This window comes from Paraburkholderia aspalathi (assembly GCF_900116445.1).
Lineage (GTDB): Bacteria > Pseudomonadota > Gammaproteobacteria > Burkholderiales > Burkholderiaceae > Paraburkholderia > Paraburkholderia aspalathi.
This window is the reverse complement of sequence record NZ_FPBH01000030.1, coordinates 68,256-85,482: the sequence shown is the minus strand read 5'-3', so window position 1 is coordinate 85,482 and position 17,227 is coordinate 68,256. Positions and strand designations below refer to the sequence as shown.

16 protein-coding genes and 1 pseudogene are annotated in these 17,227 nt (G+C 59.3%); 9 read left to right on the top strand and 8 right to left on the bottom strand.

Annotated elements, in window-relative coordinates; genetic code table 11:
• Positions 1 to 315: 315 nt before the first annotated feature.
• The 4 genes from BM438_RS34655 to tnpB all read left to right on the top strand — a co-directional run bounded on the left by BM438_RS34655 (position 316) and on the right by tnpB (position 3,445).
• Positions 316 to 1,338: a proline racemase family protein gene (locus tag BM438_RS34655; RefSeq protein ID WP_093644116.1), complete on the top strand. Its 1,023-nt coding sequence runs from the start codon at positions 316 to 318 to the stop codon at positions 1,336 to 1,338.
• Between the two features lie 457 nt (positions 1,339 to 1,795).
• Entirely contained in the window at positions 1,796 to 2,374 is a 579-nt protein-coding gene (locus BM438_RS34650) for a pyridoxamine 5'-phosphate oxidase family protein (protein ID WP_143131808.1), read from the top strand.
• Between the two features lie 277 nt (positions 2,375 to 2,651).
• Complete coding sequence (tnpA, locus tag BM438_RS34645; RefSeq protein WP_093644111.1) at positions 2,652 to 3,116, top strand: IS66-like element accessory protein TnpA; 465 nt, start codon at positions 2,652 to 2,654, stop codon at positions 3,114 to 3,116.
• Complete coding sequence (tnpB, locus tag BM438_RS34640; RefSeq protein WP_093644109.1) at positions 3,116 to 3,445, top strand: IS66 family insertion sequence element accessory protein TnpB; 330 nt, start codon at positions 3,116 to 3,118, stop codon at positions 3,443 to 3,445. The genes tnpA and tnpB overlap by 1 nt, the downstream gene beginning before the upstream one ends.
• A 38-nt stretch (positions 3,446 to 3,483) precedes the next feature.
• Here the strand turns inward: tnpB and BM438_RS34635 are convergent, their stop codons facing one another.
• The gene (locus BM438_RS34635; protein WP_093644107.1) at positions 3,484 to 4,203 is read right to left on the bottom strand and encodes an IS6 family transposase; all 720 of its coding nucleotides are present in this window, start codon (positions 4,201 to 4,203) and stop codon (positions 3,484 to 3,486) included.
• A 77-nt stretch (positions 4,204 to 4,280) separates the two neighbouring features.
• On the opposite strand from BM438_RS34635, the gene BM438_RS34630 reads away from it, so the two are divergent.
• Complete coding sequence (locus tag BM438_RS34630) at positions 4,281 to 4,772, top strand: 2Fe-2S iron-sulfur cluster-binding protein (RefSeq protein WP_244179531.1); 492 nt, start codon at positions 4,281 to 4,283, stop codon at positions 4,770 to 4,772.
• A gap of 111 nt (positions 4,773 to 4,883) precedes the next feature.
• Positions 4,884 to 5,384 (top strand): annotated as a pseudogene (locus tag BM438_RS34625) (alcohol dehydrogenase catalytic domain-containing protein); the annotation flags it as partial.
• Between the two features lie 494 nt (positions 5,385 to 5,878).
• Here BM438_RS34625 and BM438_RS34620 read toward each other — a convergent pair.
• The 5 genes from BM438_RS34620 to BM438_RS34600 form a co-directional block, all read right to left on the bottom strand.
• Positions 5,879 to 6,463 carry a DUF7713 domain-containing protein gene (locus BM438_RS34620; RefSeq protein ID WP_093644103.1) on the bottom strand — a complete coding sequence of 195 codons (585 nt, stop codon included), beginning with the start codon at positions 6,461 to 6,463 and terminating at the stop codon, positions 5,879 to 5,881.
• Between the two features lie 1,302 nt (positions 6,464 to 7,765).
• Entirely contained in the window at positions 7,766 to 10,711 is a 2,946-nt protein-coding gene (locus BM438_RS34615) for a putative bifunctional diguanylate cyclase/phosphodiesterase (RefSeq protein WP_093644101.1), read from the bottom strand.
• Positions 10,712 to 10,843: 132 nt separating this feature from the next.
• Complete coding sequence (locus BM438_RS34610; protein ID WP_244179526.1) at positions 10,844 to 11,524, bottom strand: N-acyl amino acid synthase FeeM domain-containing protein; 681 nt, start codon at positions 11,522 to 11,524, stop codon at positions 10,844 to 10,846.
• A gap of 186 nt (positions 11,525 to 11,710) precedes the next feature.
• Complete coding sequence (locus BM438_RS34605; protein ID WP_143131806.1) at positions 11,711 to 12,145, bottom strand: hypothetical protein; 435 nt, start codon at positions 12,143 to 12,145, stop codon at positions 11,711 to 11,713.
• A 29-nt stretch (positions 12,146 to 12,174) separates the two neighbouring features.
• Positions 12,175 to 12,924 carry an SDR family NAD(P)-dependent oxidoreductase gene (locus tag BM438_RS34600; RefSeq protein WP_093644095.1) on the bottom strand — a complete coding sequence of 250 codons (750 nt, stop codon included), beginning with the start codon at positions 12,922 to 12,924 and terminating at the stop codon, positions 12,175 to 12,177.
• A 98-nt stretch (positions 12,925 to 13,022) separates the two neighbouring features.
• Here BM438_RS34600 and BM438_RS34595 point away from each other — a divergent pair, with 98 nt between their 5' ends.
• Both BM438_RS34595 and BM438_RS34590 read left to right on the top strand, forming a co-directional pair.
• Positions 13,023 to 13,394 carry a winged helix-turn-helix transcriptional regulator gene (locus BM438_RS34595; protein ID WP_093644093.1) on the top strand — a complete coding sequence of 124 codons (372 nt, stop codon included), beginning with the start codon at positions 13,023 to 13,025 and terminating at the stop codon, positions 13,392 to 13,394.
• A 298-nt stretch (positions 13,395 to 13,692) separates the two neighbouring features.
• Positions 13,693 to 14,016 carry a hypothetical protein gene (locus BM438_RS34590; RefSeq protein ID WP_093644091.1) on the top strand — a complete coding sequence of 108 codons (324 nt, stop codon included), beginning with the start codon at positions 13,693 to 13,695 and terminating at the stop codon, positions 14,014 to 14,016.
• A gap of 456 nt (positions 14,017 to 14,472) precedes the next feature.
• On the opposite strand, the gene BM438_RS34585 is transcribed toward BM438_RS34590, so the two are convergent.
• The gene (locus tag BM438_RS34585) at positions 14,473 to 15,135 is read right to left on the bottom strand and encodes a hypothetical protein (RefSeq protein WP_143131805.1); all 663 of its coding nucleotides are present in this window, start codon (positions 15,133 to 15,135) and stop codon (positions 14,473 to 14,475) included.
• Positions 15,129 to 16,064 (bottom strand): GlxA family transcriptional regulator, encoded by a 936-nt coding sequence (locus BM438_RS34580; protein ID WP_244179525.1) that lies wholly within the window; start codon positions 16,062 to 16,064, stop codon positions 15,129 to 15,131. Before BM438_RS34580 ends, BM438_RS34585 begins: the two co-directional genes overlap by 7 nt.
• 273 nt (positions 16,065 to 16,337) lie before the next feature.
• On the opposite strand from BM438_RS34580, the gene BM438_RS34575 reads away from it, so the two are divergent.
• Positions 16,338 to 17,156, top strand: a complete 819-nt coding sequence (locus BM438_RS34575) for an SIR2 family NAD-dependent protein deacylase (protein WP_093644084.1) — start codon at positions 16,338 to 16,340, stop codon at positions 17,154 to 17,156.
• Positions 17,157 to 17,227: the final 71 nt, after the last annotated feature.

Here is a 17,227-nt window from a genome sequence, read left to right as displayed (position 1 = left end):
AGCAATGTGCCATGTTGACGCCGTGCGAGCTATCAATGGGCCAGATGAAACACGCTATGTGTGATATTCAGGCGGGGCGGACAGTCTTGTTGTATGTCGAACGCCCCTTTGACTCTCGACGTGAGTGGTTTCTCCTGGCGAAGCCGGCCCGGGTGAGAGGTCAGATTTGCTGGACGGTTTCGGGAATTGCGTCGAGTTGACAGGTGCCTGAACTGGGCTCGGGCCATTGCCACAGCCACGCCTGTTTGAGAAGGGTCTTACGGTCCGGGTGGATCGATTCAGACAAAATGAAACGCATCAACGAGGGAGAGAATTATGCGCTGGAAGAAAACTTTGCAGATCGTGGGCGTTCACTGCGAAGGTGAAATCGGCAAGATCATAACTGGCGGCGTCGTCGATATTCCCGGTAAGACCATGCTCGACAAGATGAATCACATTAACGAGGTAGATGACAGTCTACGGAAGCTCGTCATCTTCGAACCCCGTGGATGCCTGCAGATGTCTGTCAATATACTCCTGCCGCCGACGCGGCCAGAAGCGCATGCTGGTTTTATCGTGATGCAGGCGGACAAGGCGCACCCGATGTCAGGTAGCAACGCGATTTGCGTCGTTACGGCACTCCTCGAGATGGGCATGGTGCCGATGCAGGAGCCTGAAACCACTGTGGTGCTTGATACTCCCGCAGGCCTCGTCACTGCTCGCGCGACGTGTATTGACGGGCGATGCACTGGCGTGTCGCTGGACATGGTGCCTTCGTTCGTTGATCGCCTCGACGTGCCGATCGAGACGAAGGAGTTCGGCACTATCAAGGTGGATATAGCATTTGGCGGTGTGTTCTACGCATTGATCGATGTAGAGCAGGTTGGCCTTGATTTGGTGCCCGAGAACGCGCGTCGACTTGCGGATGTCGGTGTCGCGTTACGCAGCCTTATTGATGAACGTGTTCGCGTAGAACATCCGCTATTTCCACAAATCAATAATATCGCGTACGTAATGTTCCGCAGAAGGTTGAGCGATGTGGAATATCAGACTTGTACGACCCTGCCACCAGGTCGTATCGATAGATCTCCGTGTGGGACTGGAAGCTCGGCGAACCTGGCGACGCTTGCTGCGCGTGGACTCGTCGACGTCGGCGGAAGCCTGATATCGCGCTCGACCATCGGCAGCGAGTTTCGCGTCGAATTGCTGGGCCGAACCGAAGTTGGTGGACGGCCCGCCGTGCTGCCACGTATTCGAGGCCGTGCTTGGACCTATGGGATCGAGCAGCTCGGCGTGGATCCAGACGATCCGTTGGCTGCGGGTTTTACGCTTAGCGATACCTGGGGGGAAGGGCGATAGCCGTTCCGGGCGAAGACGCAAACGGACGGCAGGCGAAGTAGTGAGATCGGATCTGCCATTACGAGGAAACAGTGTGCGGTTGTTGTACCGTGTGGACGTCGTGACAGCATTTTGGAAGGGGAGGTTCGACGATGTACCAACTCAAGAGCGCTTCGTATATCCCGTTGACGGCGAAGAATGCTGACTAAAGGGGCCAATTAGCCACAGGCACGGCGGTCGCGCTAAAGGAGCACGGCGTCGGATTATCTTGTAGCGGCTTGCTAGGCGGATGGGCGGGAGTTTTAGCATGGGTCCACCGAAGGGCCCGGCACATCATTACGCCACGAAGCAGCCAAACTCGAATGAAACTTCTGGATGAAGCGCGGGTGCTGTGCGACTGCTGAGTTTGATCACCTATGTTTGCTATGAGAGAAACGTAACCTCGTGTCGATGTACGAAATGAAGTGAGGGCTTAGCCTTGGACGAAATCGTTGATGAAATTTGGAATCTTCTTCACGCAGGTGCGAACGTTGGAAGAGAACATTCGCCATTTATGGTGCTGCAGGCTGCGACAGTGGGCGTCGACGGGGCGCCCGCAGTACGAAATGTAGTGCTGCGTCGGGCCAGTCGCGAGGACCGCTCGGTGACATTCCACACGGACGTCCGTTCGCAGAAGGTTACGGAGTTACGGAAAGATGCCCGGATCTCAATTGTCGGTTCTGACTTCGAATCAGGGATACAGATTCGTCTTCAAGGTATCGCAAGAATCATAGAAGATCCCGAAAAAACCAAGCCGGCATGGAACTTGAGCAGACCTCGAACTTTGATCGTCTACAGTACGCCGCACATTCCCGGCACGCCGGTAGCTTCTCCGGAAGACGCGTACGCAAAGACAGATGCCGGAGTGGACGGTGAATCGGTAGGGTTCGAGAATTTCTGCCTGATTGACGTAAGGATTTCGAAGATCGACTACCTCAACTTGTATTCAACCTGCCATGTCCGCGCGAGTCTGGAACATGACGGGGAGAGGTGGCGTGGGAAATGGGTGGCTCCTTGATTTGCCAGTCCGCAAGTTGACAACAAGGGCGTGAGCGATATCGTTGATGGGTCGGCGGCCCCGAGCGTTGTAGATTCCGCCATGCGCAGCCCGACATCGGCAACCTTGGGGGGCGGCGGGCTATGCTCGATGTGGATAAGTGAGCTCCCTTGGAATGTGCGATTCGTTTACTGTCACACGGCCTGCTTGGACGTAAGCGCGCGATTTCGCACACCTAGCTTCCGTTATTGATACGGCTCACGATTGCGTCCGCAACCCAACTTTGCGGACGCAATTCATGACAGAAGATGACCTGAGCTTTTTGCCCTTGCGTGTGACGCGTGTCGGTGTCGGCGGCAAGCGAAGCTTCGACCCGGCGGACAAGCGACGACTGGTCGAAGCCTGTCTGCGGCCAGGCACCTCACTATCGGGCCTCGCCCTGAAGGCGGGCGTGAACGCCAACCAGTTGCATAAATGGGTCCAGGCGCGAGAACGGGGCCAGCCTCCAATCAGGCATGACGTGCCGGTCGCATCATCAGTGTTTGTTCCAGTCGTCGCGATTGACGAGCCGACAGCGGTCATGGCGTCCGCGCCCGCGTCGCTCCGCGCCACCGGTGCAGAATCACCCTGCGTTTCGCCACGCTCAACGCGACTGGCACGGCTGTCGGCTCGCCTGCCCAACGGCGTGAAGCTTGAGCTCGAATGTTCAGCAGATGACGTGGCAATCGTTAATGCGATGGTTACCGCATCGGGAGCGCGCTGATGTTCCGCTTCGAGGCGGACCTGATGCTCTTCCTGCATCGCGAGCCGATCGACTTCCGGGCCGGCATCAATAGCCTCGTGACGCTCGTCGAGCAGTCCATGCAGCTCGACCCGTTTGGTCGCGCCGTCTTCGCCTTCCACAACCGCAAACGCAACCGGGTCAAACTGCTGTTCTACGATCGTAACGGTTTCTGGATGATGTTGAGGCGCCTCGAGGAAGACCACTTCGTATGGCCGCGCCGGCAGCAGAGCGTCGTCAAGCTGACGAGCGAGCAGTTGCACTGGCTCCTGGAGGGCATCGACATTGATGCCGGGCTCTGGTGCAAATAGCCGCTGTGGCCAAAGGTTCTCCAATAATTAAGGTTTCCTTAAGTATTGAAAAGCACTGCATTCCAGACGCCGGGCGAAGTGGCGTCATTGAACTCGAGAGTCGAGAAGTCGAACTGCCCCTTGCGGATGCGATGCATCAATTCAATGCCTGAAATCGTGGTTGCAGCACTCCAGAATCGTTTGAAACCGAGCATCACGTTTGTTCTGGACTTGATGTTTCGGTGATCCTGCTCAACCAGATTATTCAGGTACTTCGAAGAGCGGACCTTCGTGCCCTCGGCCAGCATGCCATCGGCCTTCATCTCACGCACTGCCCGGTGCGAGGCGGCATATCCATCGAGCGTGATCGTCTCCGGCGGTTGCCCCTGATATTTGGTAGCCTTGCTGAAAAAGGCTTTCGCCGCGGCCACGTCGCGCTTTGCCCTGAGCATGAAGTCGACCGTCTGGCCGGCCCGATCCACCGCCCGGTAAAGATAGACCCATTTGCCACGAACCCTGAGATAAGTCTCGTCGACGCGCCATGACCGCCCCGCCGGTATGGCAAAAGGATTCCAGCGCCTGACGAACTCCGGAGTAAATCGCTTCACCCAACGCATGATCGTCGTGTGAGCCAGCGACAATCCCCGCTCGGCCATCATTTCGACCAGATCGCGCAGACTGAGCTTGTAGCGTAGGTACCAGCGCACGCATAGAACGATGATCTCCCGGTCAAAATGTCGCCCATCGAACATCCCCTCCAGACCCTTTCCCTTGCTCATCACCCGCCACCAGTTTGTCAGTCCCGATACTCTAACTGACTCCCCGAGCCTATTTGCACCAGTACCGGTTGCAAGAGGTGGAAGCCGGCGGCCTGGTCCATTACCACTATGGACTTACCCCGCCAGGCACAGCGGCCGCGGTCGAGTCGGCCCTCGCGGCATTGCCGGCCGACGCCCACGTGTATAGCTGCGGCCCGACACCGTTCATGGAGACGGTCGGTGCTTTGGCGCAACGCAGGATCGCGTCGCAAAACGTTCACTTCGAATACTTCCAGGCAGCAGCTGATTTGACTTCAGGCGGTCACGCATTCGAACTGGTGGCAGCGAAGAGCGGCGTGACCTGCATGGTCCCCGCCGATAAGACCATTGTGCAAATACTGTACGAGCACGGGGTGGTCATCGACGTTTCCTGCGAGCAGGGTGTTTGCGGTACGTGTATCACCCGCGTTTTGTCCGGTGAACCGGATCATCGTGATGTCTATCTGAGCGACGACGAGAAGCAGGCCGGCGATCAGTTGACCACATGTTGCTCGCGGGCAAAGGGCGTGCGACTGGTTCTCGATGTGTGAGCCGGCACTGCCTGACATCAAGGGAGCAGTAAATGATGAGGCGGAGCCCGATTTTGAGGATGTGAACCACATGATCGCCACTAAAGCTTTAAACATTCAACCAGGATATCTATGAAGACCAAAGCCGCAATCGCCTGGAAAGCCGGCGCTCCCTTGACGATCGAGGAAGTGGATCTGCAAGGCCCGCGCGCCGGTGAAGTCCTGATCGAAATGAAGGCAACGGGCATCTGTCACACCGACTATTACACGCTCTCGGGCGCCGATCCGGAAGGCATCTTCCCGGCGATTCTCGGCCACGAAGGCGCGGGCGTGATCGTCGATGTGGGTCCGGGCGTCGGCACGCTTAAAAAAGGCGACCACGTCATTCCGCTCTACACGCCGGAATGCCGTCAGTGCAAATTCTGTCTGTCGCGCAAGACCAATCTTTGCCAGGCAATCCGTTCGACGCAAGGCCGCGGCCTGATGCCTGACGCCACGTCGCGCTTCTCGCTGGACGGCAAGCCGCTGTTTCACTACATGGGCACGTCCACGTTCTCGAACTACATCGTCGTGCCGGAATTCGCGGTGGCGAAGGTGCGTGAAGATGCACCGCTCGACAAGATCTGCTTTGTTCCTTTTTATATTTGACGTCTTTCTGTCATTGTCACGCGCATCGCGTCTCTGTAAGGCGATGAGGATCTGCGGCTCTCCAGCGCCTGGACCCTCGTCGCGCGGGCTAGGAACAAATTTGCTTGCAAAACGGGAACAAAATTACTTGAACCGACGGTAACGGTGTTCCAAAAGAACCGCCAGCGAAATTAATTTGACATAATTAAAGTGATCAACTTCGGGTATATGCTGTTCCGCGGAGCGCGCCGGACGGGTTGTGAAAATCTGCCAACGTCCTTAGGCAATTCCCTTCACCTGTTCTGTTCGAGGTTGAGGAGGCGAGTACGACGAGCATCCTCGCTGTTCGGCACCAGCATGGGGATGACTGTCACCGGGCAACCGTCTGCTCCCCCGTTGCGTCATTGAACGACCAGTCAGGGGTAATCGTCGGCACGGTGAACGACGGACATCCTCGCTGCGGTGCTCCTGCAGAGTAGGGCTGGACGATATCTCCGGAATCATGCCTCGTCACTCGGATCGAGTAGTTCGAGTCTGAATTGCCATCCTTCGAAGGCCATCAGGATCGCACCGAAATCGTTCCATTCCACACGCCGGCCATCTATGACGACACACGGTTGGCGGACGTCTTCGACCCCATTCCACTCGATACGGCCTCTGACCATTGTGTCAGCGACCTGCAGGCCATCAGCGTCCTCGCGTAGGTGTTTCGTTGCCAATGCGCGCATCATCTTCTGCACAAGCTTTCCGAGCAGCACGAAGGGATCTGATCGCGGCTCGTCGAGAATCTGGAACCGGTATCCTTCTGATTCGTCGTTGCCGGCAAGTTCGAACGCTTCAAGCGAGAGCTGGTCCCCGAGCAGAAGGCTGCGGAAGTGGAATTCGTGCGAGCCGCCATCCATGTCGAGCAGACGAACCGGCGTGAACTGCGGATGTTCGAAGCCGACAATGTCAGCCCATTGCGCCATGTCCTCGTTGAAACACCGGCTACAGAGCAGGCGGTAGGTGCCGTCTGATGACGCGGCATTCACGGCATCGTACGGTGGCGTTCTCGCGCCGCAACGGACGCAGGTTTGCTCGGTCATCAATGCACCATCACAGTATCGTCCCGCAAGGACGTTGCATCATTGTCGCATGTGCGCCAGGTCGCGCGTCGGGCCGCTCAAAGATGATTTGATGCGCGACAGCGCAGCCTTCAGAAGGGCGTGCTGCCCTGAAAAGAATTGCACGACGAACTTGCCCGGTTGATTTCGTGAGATCTGTCGGATGATGCGGTCGCATCCCAGATCTACGCCTCGAGTGCTGCAACCGGCGCGAACAATCAAGGTATCGGTACGTCACTCGCGAATGCCAGGGACTGATGCCGTTGAAAAGTCGCTGGCTGTCTTTCTCGTAGAGAATGCAACGGTTTCCATGATTTATAAACGCAACTAACGGTCTGGGATAAGCTCGCAACCCACAACACCAAACCCGAGTCTACAAAGGGCGAGCCCAACCGTGCACCCCACATCCGTCGTCTCTACTGCCGCCGGGCGGTCTGCCGCCGAGCGTGCTCTGTTAAATTAGAAGCGATTGACAGCAACGCACCGCGGCTGACGCCCAGCGAAATTCCAGACTTACGGATCGGGCCGCGAACGCGGTCATGCGTCTGCAATCCAAGCAGAAAAGCACGACCGCTCAATAGCACGTTCTTGGCACCTACGGCACCGCGTTGCGCGACAGAGAGAATGGCCAGTGTCAGCCGCTATCGACGCCTGAGTAATGTTTTGCAAGGAAAAACCAACAGGAACCGTTGCGTCGCGTGCGTGGCCGTTTCTGTTGCGTGGAATCCGGCTGGAAGCCTTCAGATGCCGTTGCAGGATGCCCGAAAAACGCAACACTGTAAAACGTTCCAAAAGTGTTGAAATTTTTTTATGCAAAATCCAAAAAAATGACGGGATCGAGAAAGACGCAGGCTCTGGCCATGATTGCGGATCCCCGGATGACGCCTTTTCGTGATGGTTGTTCGACGCCGACCCGCACGCATCACCACGACCTTACGATTACGTTGACGAGGGCAGAGATCGAACAACCCTCGAGACGAGCAGCGGCTCGTCTCGCTCAAACTGGGCCGCTCGTCTGGCTCAGTGCGCCAGTTTCGGATACAGGTGATGACCATTAGCGGAACATGCCGAGAACAGATCCAGGTTCGACGCGAAAGTTGAGTGGACTGGGAACTGCGGTACGTTCGACTCGACCCATCCCATCGAGGAGGGATGCGGCGCGGATGGGAGCGGATTGAATACGCGAGAACGCTTCCCGATTAAAGCAACGCTCGAGGCCGCGAACCGATACGCGGCGCAGCGAAGAATGCGAGCGCGCCAGTGGTCGCCGCGCGGTGAGCCGCGTCAGACCGCGCTTTCGCGTTCCATGCGCTGGTCATCAGCGCCGCGGTGCAGCGTCTGCTGTGCTTTCAGATAGCGTGTGAGCTCGACGTCAGTCACGAAGCTCGCGGCGGAGGAGGCCGCGAGAATGTCTCTGGCCTCTTGCGGTTTGGCGATCGCGAAACCCTGCACGTAGTCGACGCCTAGTTCATTCAGCGCGCGCAAGGTCTCGAGGTCTTCGACCCATTCAGCGATGCTGCGCATGCCGAGATTGCGTGCGAGGGTAATGATCGCCTCGACGATCGCGATGTCGGCCGGATGGTTACACATCGTGCGCACAAATTCGCCGTCGATTTTTAGTGCATCGGCCGACAGCGTCTTCAGGTAGCGTAATGATGTCTGCCCCGCGCCGAAATCGTCGATCGCGATCTTTGCGCCCATGTCGTGCACCCGCGCGATGAAGCGCTCCGTATGCTCCAGATCGTGCAGCGCGACGCTTTCGGTGATTTCGATGCACAGGTAATGGATGACGTCCTCGTGACGCGAGAACAGCGCGAACAGCTCGTCGAGGAAGTGTTCGTCGTTGAGTGAACCACCGCTCAGGTTCACGCACACGAAGCGCGTGGTGGAGAGCGACGCGCGGTTGTCCCTGAGCCATGCGAGCGTCGTCGAGAGCACCCAGCGGTCGATCGCGGTGATGGTGCCGGAGTCCTCCGCGGCGGCGATCAGCTTCGCGGCGGTCGCCACCGAGCCGTCCGGCATGCGCAGACGCAGCAGCACCTCGAAGTCGAGCGCTTCTGCCGGTGCGCGCATCGACATGATCGGTTGCATCACGAGGAACAGCCCCTCGGGCAGCCGGCTCTGTCCCAGCGCCTCGATCAGACTGATCTCGGCGGCGCGCTCCTCGAACGCTGGCGCGCCCTTGCGCAGTGCGACGAGCCGCGCATTGCCGCCGCGTTTCGCGGCGCGACACGCGCGGTCTGCATAGGCGAGGGCGTCCAGGATCCGTTCACCTTGCGAGCACTCGACTACGCCGATCGATCCCCTGATCTGGAACGCTCGCGTGTCGACATGAACCGGTGCGGAGTTCAATGCCGTGACGAGTTCACGGCAGCGTGCGATCGCATCGTCGATCGCCATGTTCGCGAGTACGCACACGAATTCGTCACCGCCAATGCGCCCGATCGGCACGTCGGAACCGAGACGCTCGACGAGGCGCGCAGCGACATGCCGTAGTATTTCGTCGCCGGTCCCATGGCCGAACAAGTCGTTCAGCAGCTTGAAGCGGTCGAGATCGAGATACGCGAGCGCCCACGGGCCGCTTTCGCCGCTTTGCCGCCCGATTGCATGCTCGATGCCGCGACGGTTCAGCAGACCGGTGAGTGGGTCGTGCTCGGCGAGGAAGTGCAGCCGCTCCACCGCTTTCGAGCGATCAGTCACGTCCTCGAGCGAACCTTCGATGAAGCCGTTCGCGCGAATCGCCCGCAGCGAGTAGCGCCGCGCCTCTGTCTTCGTGCCGGCTGTGCCCTCAATTTCGATCGACGCCGAGTCGTCGCGCTCCAGGAGCTCACCAAGCGCGCGCTCGGCGCCCGGGGCGAAATAGTCGACCCAGCGACGCGTACCCTGGTGCTGTTGAGGCAGTCCCAGCATCGAGTGCAGCGCCGGATTGGCGCGGACGAAGGCGCTGTCCCCGTTCAGTGTGAAGAGGCCGATCGGCGTGACGTCATACGTGTTGCGCAGCTCGACCTGCATTTGCCGGCGGCGCTCGCGCTCTTCGCGCATACGTTCCGCAATAGCAAACGCACAAAGCATGCTCGACGACAGCGCCGTCACGACGGGGCTCAGCGCGCCCGCCAGCGCCTTCACGCCGAGCGCGGCGGCGAGTACTTGCGACAGCGTCGCGAACAGCACGATGGCCATTGACGCGACATACCAGAGCACGGTGCGCGAGCGCGCCTTGATGAACAACTGTACGAGAAAGTAGGTCAGCACCAGTATGCAGAAGCTGGCGCATGCCCATAGCACCGGAATAAAGTGCGCGTAATTCAGCGTGAATGCGGCGACCATCAGCAGGCAGCCGCCATACCGCACGGCGTGCAGGCTCCAGCGCAGGCCGATGGCTTTCAGCTCGCGGCGAAACAGCTCCACAAAGAGCGTCGTGGTCAGCACGTAATAGGCAGCGAACGTGAATTGCCGCAACAGCGCGATATGATCGGGCGGAATGACCCAGCCCATCCATTCGGTATCGAAGCCCATTGCGTTGGCGCTCAACCGGAGGTTGCCGACAAGCCAGGCGGCAAAAATCACGTAAGTCCATTCGCGATTGATGATTGCCGTAACAAACACGAAGATCGCGAGCGTCAGCAGGCCGCCGGTGATCAGCGCGGCGCTCTGTTGGAATTCGAAGGCGGATACTTCGAGCTTGTCGCGGCTCGATGCGGAAGCGGTGATATACGCGGGTCCGGAGAACGTGCCTCGGCACAGGATCTGCGCAGGGAGGGCGTGCTCGTCGAGCCTGAGCGCAAAGCCGGCGTTGTTGACGCGGATCGCGCCGCTCGTGCCGTGGCGGTCGCCCGCGCCGAGCAGCGTTAAGGCCGGACCCGTCCGCCAGCAGGAAAGTGTCTGCGCGTGCCGCGACGGCAGGTCGATGAACGTGGCGCCTTCACCGGCCAGGGCCGGCGCGGTGAGCATGAACCAGAACGGCGTTTCCGCGAGATGGGTACTGAAACGTGCAGTGGGTACGGTATTGCGTAGACGCGCGATGGCGATGGAGGGTGGCAGTGTCGCAGACGGATCCGCAATCACGGGAAAGCTGAGCGGGACCGTTCCCGTAGTATCGAATTGGCGCGGCGCCCAAAGCATGACGGCAACGCTGCCAAGCACAATCACAAATGGCGCGACGTACACCGAAAACCGCTGGAAAGCCCAGCCGGTCAGTCGGTCCCGAAACGCCCGCTCAATGCGTGTCATTTGCTGCCCTTCCCCAGTGACTTCTTTCTCGATTTCATTGCGATGTTGCGATAGTGAGCAGCGAAAGCACGACTGTGCGCTGACGCCACCGACCTCTTGTCCGCCCGAATGCCTTCGGGCGGACATCCTGGTTTATGTTTCGCTCGGTGGCCGCAGACGACCTGAGGCGCTGCTCGGCAGGCCGCCGCAATCAGTACCGTGGCCGGCTTCGCCCTGCTTTGATGCGACGCTGACGTCGATGTCGAGGTGATCCGTCTCAAAAAAGAAACCGAAGAACGGATGGTTGACCTTCGCCCAGCGCTGACGGACCAAAGCAACCGGTTTCGCCATCACCCGATGTGGCAACCCACCAACGTGCGCCATCGGCAGGAATTCGTTCTGGCCGTATACGTCGTCGAACAACATCGCTTCGTATTCCCGATCGAGCGGTGAGCGCGCCGTAATTAACATCCAGTCGACCCCGTTCTGCGCGCAATACATGAAAAACGCCTTGCACAGCGCCACCTTCACCATCCGACCGATCGCACCGCGCGCGACGCCGAGTCTCGTCGCCTCGGCGAGCCTCGCCTGCCTCAGCCAGTCCGGCAGCCGGACCGATTGTTCGACCGCAAGCGGAGCGAATGCATTCGTCTGGACCCGCATAGTGCCGATGGGTCCGCCGTCCAGCCGCGATTGCGCGAGCAGCACGATCGTGCCGGGCGCGCCATCCAACGCCTCGACGCCCATGGTCTCGGCGAATTCCGGCAAGTGGCGGCGATAGGCGGCGCGACGCATCTCGACGGCCTTGTCGAGGTCCGCCGGGGTACTTACCACCTTTATCGTAAACGGCAACCTTTCCGTTTTCTTTACAGTGCTCTGATTAAACCGTTCTCTGAGCGACGTATAACCCGTATTTTGCGTCAAAACAACTGAATCGATGCGATCCATTGCAACCCCCGTAGGTGAATGAGAAAAAGTTTGTTGCGTTCGGAGCGGCAGAGCCGCTCCGAACGCAACAAACTAGATTCTCATGAACGCAAACGCGGTGATATGCACAGCCGGGAAAATTCTGAGCGTCGGGTTCGGCTGACCACATTCCAGCTGAGACGACGGCAAAAATGACCGTAGAGCGTTGGAAGCGGTTCTCGGGGGTGAACCCGGCCCGAACGGCAGAAGCAGGTCGTCGTCCGCTGGTCGCGTCAGCCAGAGATCGGCCACAAACAGCCGGTCATCGAAGGCCATTGAGCGTCCGCTTTCTACCGGATACACGCCGCGCTGCCGCAGCCTTTGGGTCGCGCGCAAGACAGCGATGTCCAACTCGCGTGGCCCGCATTGTGCCTCGCGAGAGTTACCCTGCAAGCTGTCGGCGTCATCTTCGCGCAAGGCACGTGAGCCGGCGAGAGCCGCGAATTCGGGGATTTCATCGCTTCGATAAATATCGACCGCCTGAGACAACAAATCCTCCCGCCGGACTTGCGCGTTCCTTAGACCTGCGCGTACCCGCCATCAGCGAACAGTTCACTTCCGGTCATGAAGCTGCTCTCATCGGAGGCAAGAAACAGGGCGGCGGCAGCGAGTTCGTCCGGTTTCCCCATGCGTCCGATAGGAACCCGTGCAATCAGGGCTGCTGCAGCGGCTTCTTGCTGGCCTGAGCGCGCCAAACCGTTGAGCAGACTAGGCGTTTCGGTTGGACCCGGCGAAAGGACGTTCACGCGAATCCCCGTGCCCTTTAAATCCCACGCCCAGCTCCTTGCAAGATTGCGGACTGCTGCCTTCGAGGCGCTGTAGACACTGAACGCTGGTGCGCCCATCGAGCCAGTCGTCGATCCGGTGAGGATGATCGATCCGCCTTGCTTCATTAACGGCAGCGCTTTCTGTACGGTGAACAGCGTCCCCTTGACGTTCACACCGAAAATCGTATCGAACGATGCTTCGGTGATGGAGCCGATCGGCTGCGTGCCGCCCAGTCCCGCATTAGCGAACAATATGTCGATTCGTCCTTTTGTGGCCTCTACTTTGGCGAAGATTCGATCGAGGTCGTCCAGGTGGGAGACATCGCCTTGGACAGCGGTCGCGCGAGACCCGATGGCTTTGAGCGCGTTGTCCAATTCTTCCTGGCGACGACCAACGATAACAACCTCCGCCCCTTCCGCTGCGAATCGCGTGGCAGCCGCCAGTCCAATACCACTGCTACCACCTGTCACCACTGCGACTTTTCCTTCTAGCCTGCTCATGTGCACCTCCGGTTGGAATCAGAAGTCACACAGTAGACCTGCACCATTCATTTGGATAGTATTTACCTTTTGGTAAGTACCCTGAGAGAGGCAGCAGAATGGCTACGATTACCTTTAACTGTGGGCTTGACGCCGCGCTGGCAGTCCTTGGCGGGAAATGGAAACCGCTGGTGTTGTTTCATCTGGCGCATGGTGTGCATCGATATGGTGAGCTGAGGCGCGCGGTGGGTAGCGTCAGCGATAAAGTGCTGATTCAGCAACTGAAAGAGTTGCAGATGGATGAGGTAATAGAGCGCGTCGACTACAAAGAGATTCCGCCAAAGGTTGAGTACTCTCTCACGCCTTTTGGGCGTTCGCTGGCGAAGGCGCTTGGTCCCCTTTGCGTTTGGGGTACCGAACATATGCGCGACGTCGAGCGAATCGCCTTACGCCGACAGACACCCGCGGATGCCGATGTCGGTCAAGATTAGTGGCGCCTCCGGCGTGGACTCACGCTGACGCTGCGTCAGTTAGGCTGGCGCCATTCGTTTCGTCAGGATTTGCTGCAATGACCCATATTGGTCTCTGCGCGGACACTCGTGGCCAGGTAGCCGAAGGGCCGTAGAGGGTCGACAAGAGGCTGTCGTGCCTGCCCGACAGCAGCTGTTCACGAACCCGGCGAAGTGCTCGTAGGAGGCCGGACCGCGGTTACAGATTCGCTTGCTGACCACCCCATTAAGATAAGTATTCTTATTACAATAGCTTTATGTTTGTGCCAAACTGGCGCCTATGAAAACGCGCCTGACGCCGACACCTTCGCCCGAACCCCGCCCCGTGGATTTCCCCGACGCCGATGAACTGGCCATGCTGCGCGCGTGGTATGCCGGCATGCCCGTCCGTAAAGCCGTGGAACGCTACCTACCGGAACGCGTTGGGGCAGGGCAGTCGGCGCGCGGCGTGCTCGGCGGTATCCGGCGCAAGTTGGTGAAAGCCTGGACGGATCTCGCCGCCATTCTTGGGCTCCCTGACCGTGAGCGTTTGCGGGAGGCGAAGACGACCGTAGAGGCGATCGAACTCTTCCGATATGCGCATGCCGACTCGGCAGATCAGTAAAGACCTCGGCACCTGGCTGTCGCCGCGCGCGGTCACCGGCTTGTCTGCGCATGGCATTTCAACACCGAGAGACTGGCCCGTCCAGATTCGGCGCGGGCACCAGTGGTGGAACGCATTCCCGACCTCGAGACAGCCGGTGCACGGCCGTCCTGCAGTACGCTACTGATTCAATGCCCATCCAAAGTCCGAGGAGGACCGCATTCGGTCGTCTCCGGCGAACGCGGTGGTTGAGGCATGTTTCCATCTGGAAGGCGAAGTGAACGTGTCGACGAACGAGTTATCGCTCGACTCGCTCGCGAAGGTAACAGCTAGTGCGTCAGGTTTCGGGCTAACGGCTCACTCTTATGGTTCAAAGCAAAGTCTGAATAATGCAACTAACTGTCTGTGTCTGCTCGATGCTTATCAAACCCAAAACCAAGTCTATAAAGACCGGGCTATGCAAGCATGACAGTCACGTCACCGCGGCGCCACGCGAACCGCACCGACTTTCTGGCGCGCGCGTTCATGCATGAGTCGCGGAACGATGACTGCATGGGCCAGGGTATGGAGTGCGGTTTCTACCGGACGAGTGCCTGCCATCGCCCAGAGTCCGGATCGGACGGCGGGCAAGCGGCGCTCATCGCCAGAAAACAACGCGGCTTCGACGCGTGCTGCATTTGCCGACGCTCGAATAGCTTCGTTGGCGCCCACGCAGTTCCAGCAGAATGATCCCAACGCGTTCGACGAGGACTTGACCAGGTGGATCATCATGCCGGCACCGTCGCCGTCCCGCTGCCGGGCGATCTCCCAGGAGAGCAATCCGTCGAGTGTCGGCAGATTCGGAATCCACGTATTGACCTCGGATTCGACAAAACCCCACAACCGCAGGCCGATGCGCAACGCGGCGCTGTCGGCGCGCACCGGCTGACTGCCGCGACGTGCCGCGATTTCAAGTGCGTTTGAATTGAGATTTCGCATACTGTCGCTCTCCTTGCTGTTCAGTAGATTGATAGTGTGGCGGCCCATGGAGTCAAATCGTGTCCGATAGATCCGCAATGTCTTGCATGCCTGCAAAAAGCGGTCGATCGCCGTCGTGTTTTGAACCTGATCGATCGCTTCTGAGGGACGCGCTGTCACCAAGCGCCTGATGGACGTTTGCTCGCACGGTATTCGGTGGGGGTTACCGCCAGGTGCTTGCGAAAAAGCTTCGCTAGTTGCCCACCGCTGCCTACGCCGCAACGACGGGCAATCTTGTCGACCGGAAGCGTCGTCTCGACAAGGAGTCGGCAACTCCTATCAAGCCGGACATACGCCAGATAATCCGACGGCGTCACGCCCATTTCCGCCTTGAAGCGTCGCAGGAAATTACGCTCGCTCATGGCCGCGAGTTGCGCTGCTTCGTCAATGGCAACCGCCCGGCCGCTGTTTGCCTCGAGCCAGTGCGCGGAGTCCCGGAGTCGTTCGCTGACGGATGGCGAGGCCGTTCTACGCAGGGTCGATGTGAAGTGCGTCGTTGCGGGCGGCGCGACGCACTCGGCGGTTTTACGCGCGATCTCCGCGCCGAGATCATCCTGGATGACACTCAACGCGGTCTGCAGTGGGTTCGATACGTCAAGTGACGCTTTCGGCTCGAGGCCTGGGCGACGGCTGCCGTATGGCATGGACCCGTCGTCGCGTCCGCTATTGGATGGATGGGCAAACCCGGCTGCTTCGAGCAGGAACCGCCCCTCCGCGATAGGGAGCACCAATTCGCTGCGGCAATACGCGCGGCGCAGCCACGTCAGCAACCGCTCATCGCCAGTCGCGTTATGTACTCCTTCGCCGCCTGCAATGAACAGCGCATCGAAGTTGTCTGCATGGCGGAGCGCCTCCACACTGTCAGTCCAGACAAACACGAGCGACGAACTGGCGATGCGGCCGCCGGTCGTTGATAACAGCCGTACGTCATAGCGTGTGACACTGTGTGGCGCGCTGTCAGCAAGGGTATTCGCCGAATGAAATGCTTCGACGATAGACGCCGCCTCGGGGAGCGCAAAGCCGTTGAACAAGGCAATGCCAATGTGCTTCACTGTGTTTGAATCGAGCAGTTTCGTGTCCTTTCAAAGCGGAGTTATCTTGAACACCGGCGTGGTTCGACGTCGGCACGGCGAGAAGATAGCGGCGCTTTCGGACAACGGCTGTCCCATGCATTTTTTGGCGGCACGCCGTCGTATCGAGACATTGATTGTCCCAATGGCGCGCTAGCATGACGGCCAATGGCACTGGTGTCGCGTTGAGCGGAACCTGGGCGCGAATACCGGATGGGACGGTATTCGTCATTCAAAGACTTGGAGGGAACCTCAATGCAGGACGTGCGCGTGCAGCAAGCCGTCGCGTGGCTACGCGACGCAGATGGTCTGCTCGTCACGGCGGGTGCGGGGATGGGCGTCGACTCGGGCTTGCCGGATTTTCGCGGCAATGCGGGATTGTGGCGTGCTTACCCGGCGCTTGCCGAGGCAAAGCGGGATTTTCAGTCCATTGCGAACCCACGCGCCTTCGAAGACGAGCCGGAGCTCGCGTGGGGCTTCTACGGACACCGCCTGCAACTTTATCGCGGGACCGAACCGCATCCAGGCTTTGCGATTCTTAAACGTTGGGGCGAGCGCGCGGAGCGCGGTGCGTTTGTCTTCACGAGCAACGTGGACGGACACTTCCAACGGGCGGGTTTCGCAGAGGACCGGACCGAGGAGCATCACGGCTCGATTCATTACTTGCAGTGCACCGAACCTTGTTCGTCGCGTATTGATTCGGCGGCGGACTTCGTGCCGCAGGTAGACGAGCGCGCATGCCGCCACACCGGTCCGTTGCCGCGGTGCAAACACTGCGGCGCGGTGTCGAGGCCGAATATCCTGATGTTTTGGGACTCGGCGTGGCTGTCGTCCCGTGCTGACGCGCAGGCGGCGCGCCGTGCCCAGTGGCTTGCGTCGGTCAAGCGCCTCGTTGTTCTGGAGGTGGGCGCGGGCACGGCACTGCCTACGGTTCGGCGCTTCAGCGAGCGGCACGGCCCTCGCGTCATTCGCATCAATGCCCGCGAGCCGCTGATCGATCCTGCAATCGGGATCGGTTTGGAAGGGCGCGCGCTAGACGTATTGACGCTGATAGACGCGGCACTAGGCGCATAGCGATAAGGATCAGCCGCTAGCCGATCGCACAACGCATCGGGACATGCTGTGTTTCGAGGCTCTGCCTAAAG

Coding starts and splice junctions, on each gene's coding strand:
- BM438_RS34655 (WP_093644116.1), top strand. CDS start 316: ATGCGCTGGAAGAAAACTTTGCAGATCGTGGGCGTTCACTGCGAAGGT.
- tnpA (WP_093644111.1), top strand. CDS start 2,652: ATGACAGAAGATGACCTGAGCTTTTTGCCCTTGCGTGTGACGCGTGTC.
- tnpB (WP_093644109.1), top strand. CDS start 3,116: ATGTTCCGCTTCGAGGCGGACCTGATGCTCTTCCTGCATCGCGAGCCG.
- BM438_RS34635 (WP_093644107.1), bottom strand. CDS start 4,203: ATGAGCAAGGGAAAGGGTCTGGAGGGGATGTTCGATGGGCGACATTTT.
- BM438_RS34620 (WP_093644103.1), bottom strand. CDS start 6,463: ATGACCGAGCAAACCTGCGTCCGTTGCGGCGCGAGAACGCCACCGTAC.
- BM438_RS34615 (WP_093644101.1), bottom strand. CDS start 10,711: ATGACACGCATTGAGCGGGCGTTTCGGGACCGACTGACCGGCTGGGCT.
- BM438_RS34600 (WP_093644095.1), bottom strand. CDS start 12,924: ATGAGCAGGCTAGAAGGAAAAGTCGCAGTGGTGACAGGTGGTAGCAGT.
- BM438_RS34595 (WP_093644093.1), top strand. CDS start 13,023: ATGGCTACGATTACCTTTAACTGTGGGCTTGACGCCGCGCTGGCAGTC.
- BM438_RS34590 (WP_093644091.1), top strand. CDS start 13,693: ATGAAAACGCGCCTGACGCCGACACCTTCGCCCGAACCCCGCCCCGTG.
- BM438_RS34575 (WP_093644084.1), top strand. CDS start 16,338: ATGCAGGACGTGCGCGTGCAGCAAGCCGTCGCGTGGCTACGCGACGCA.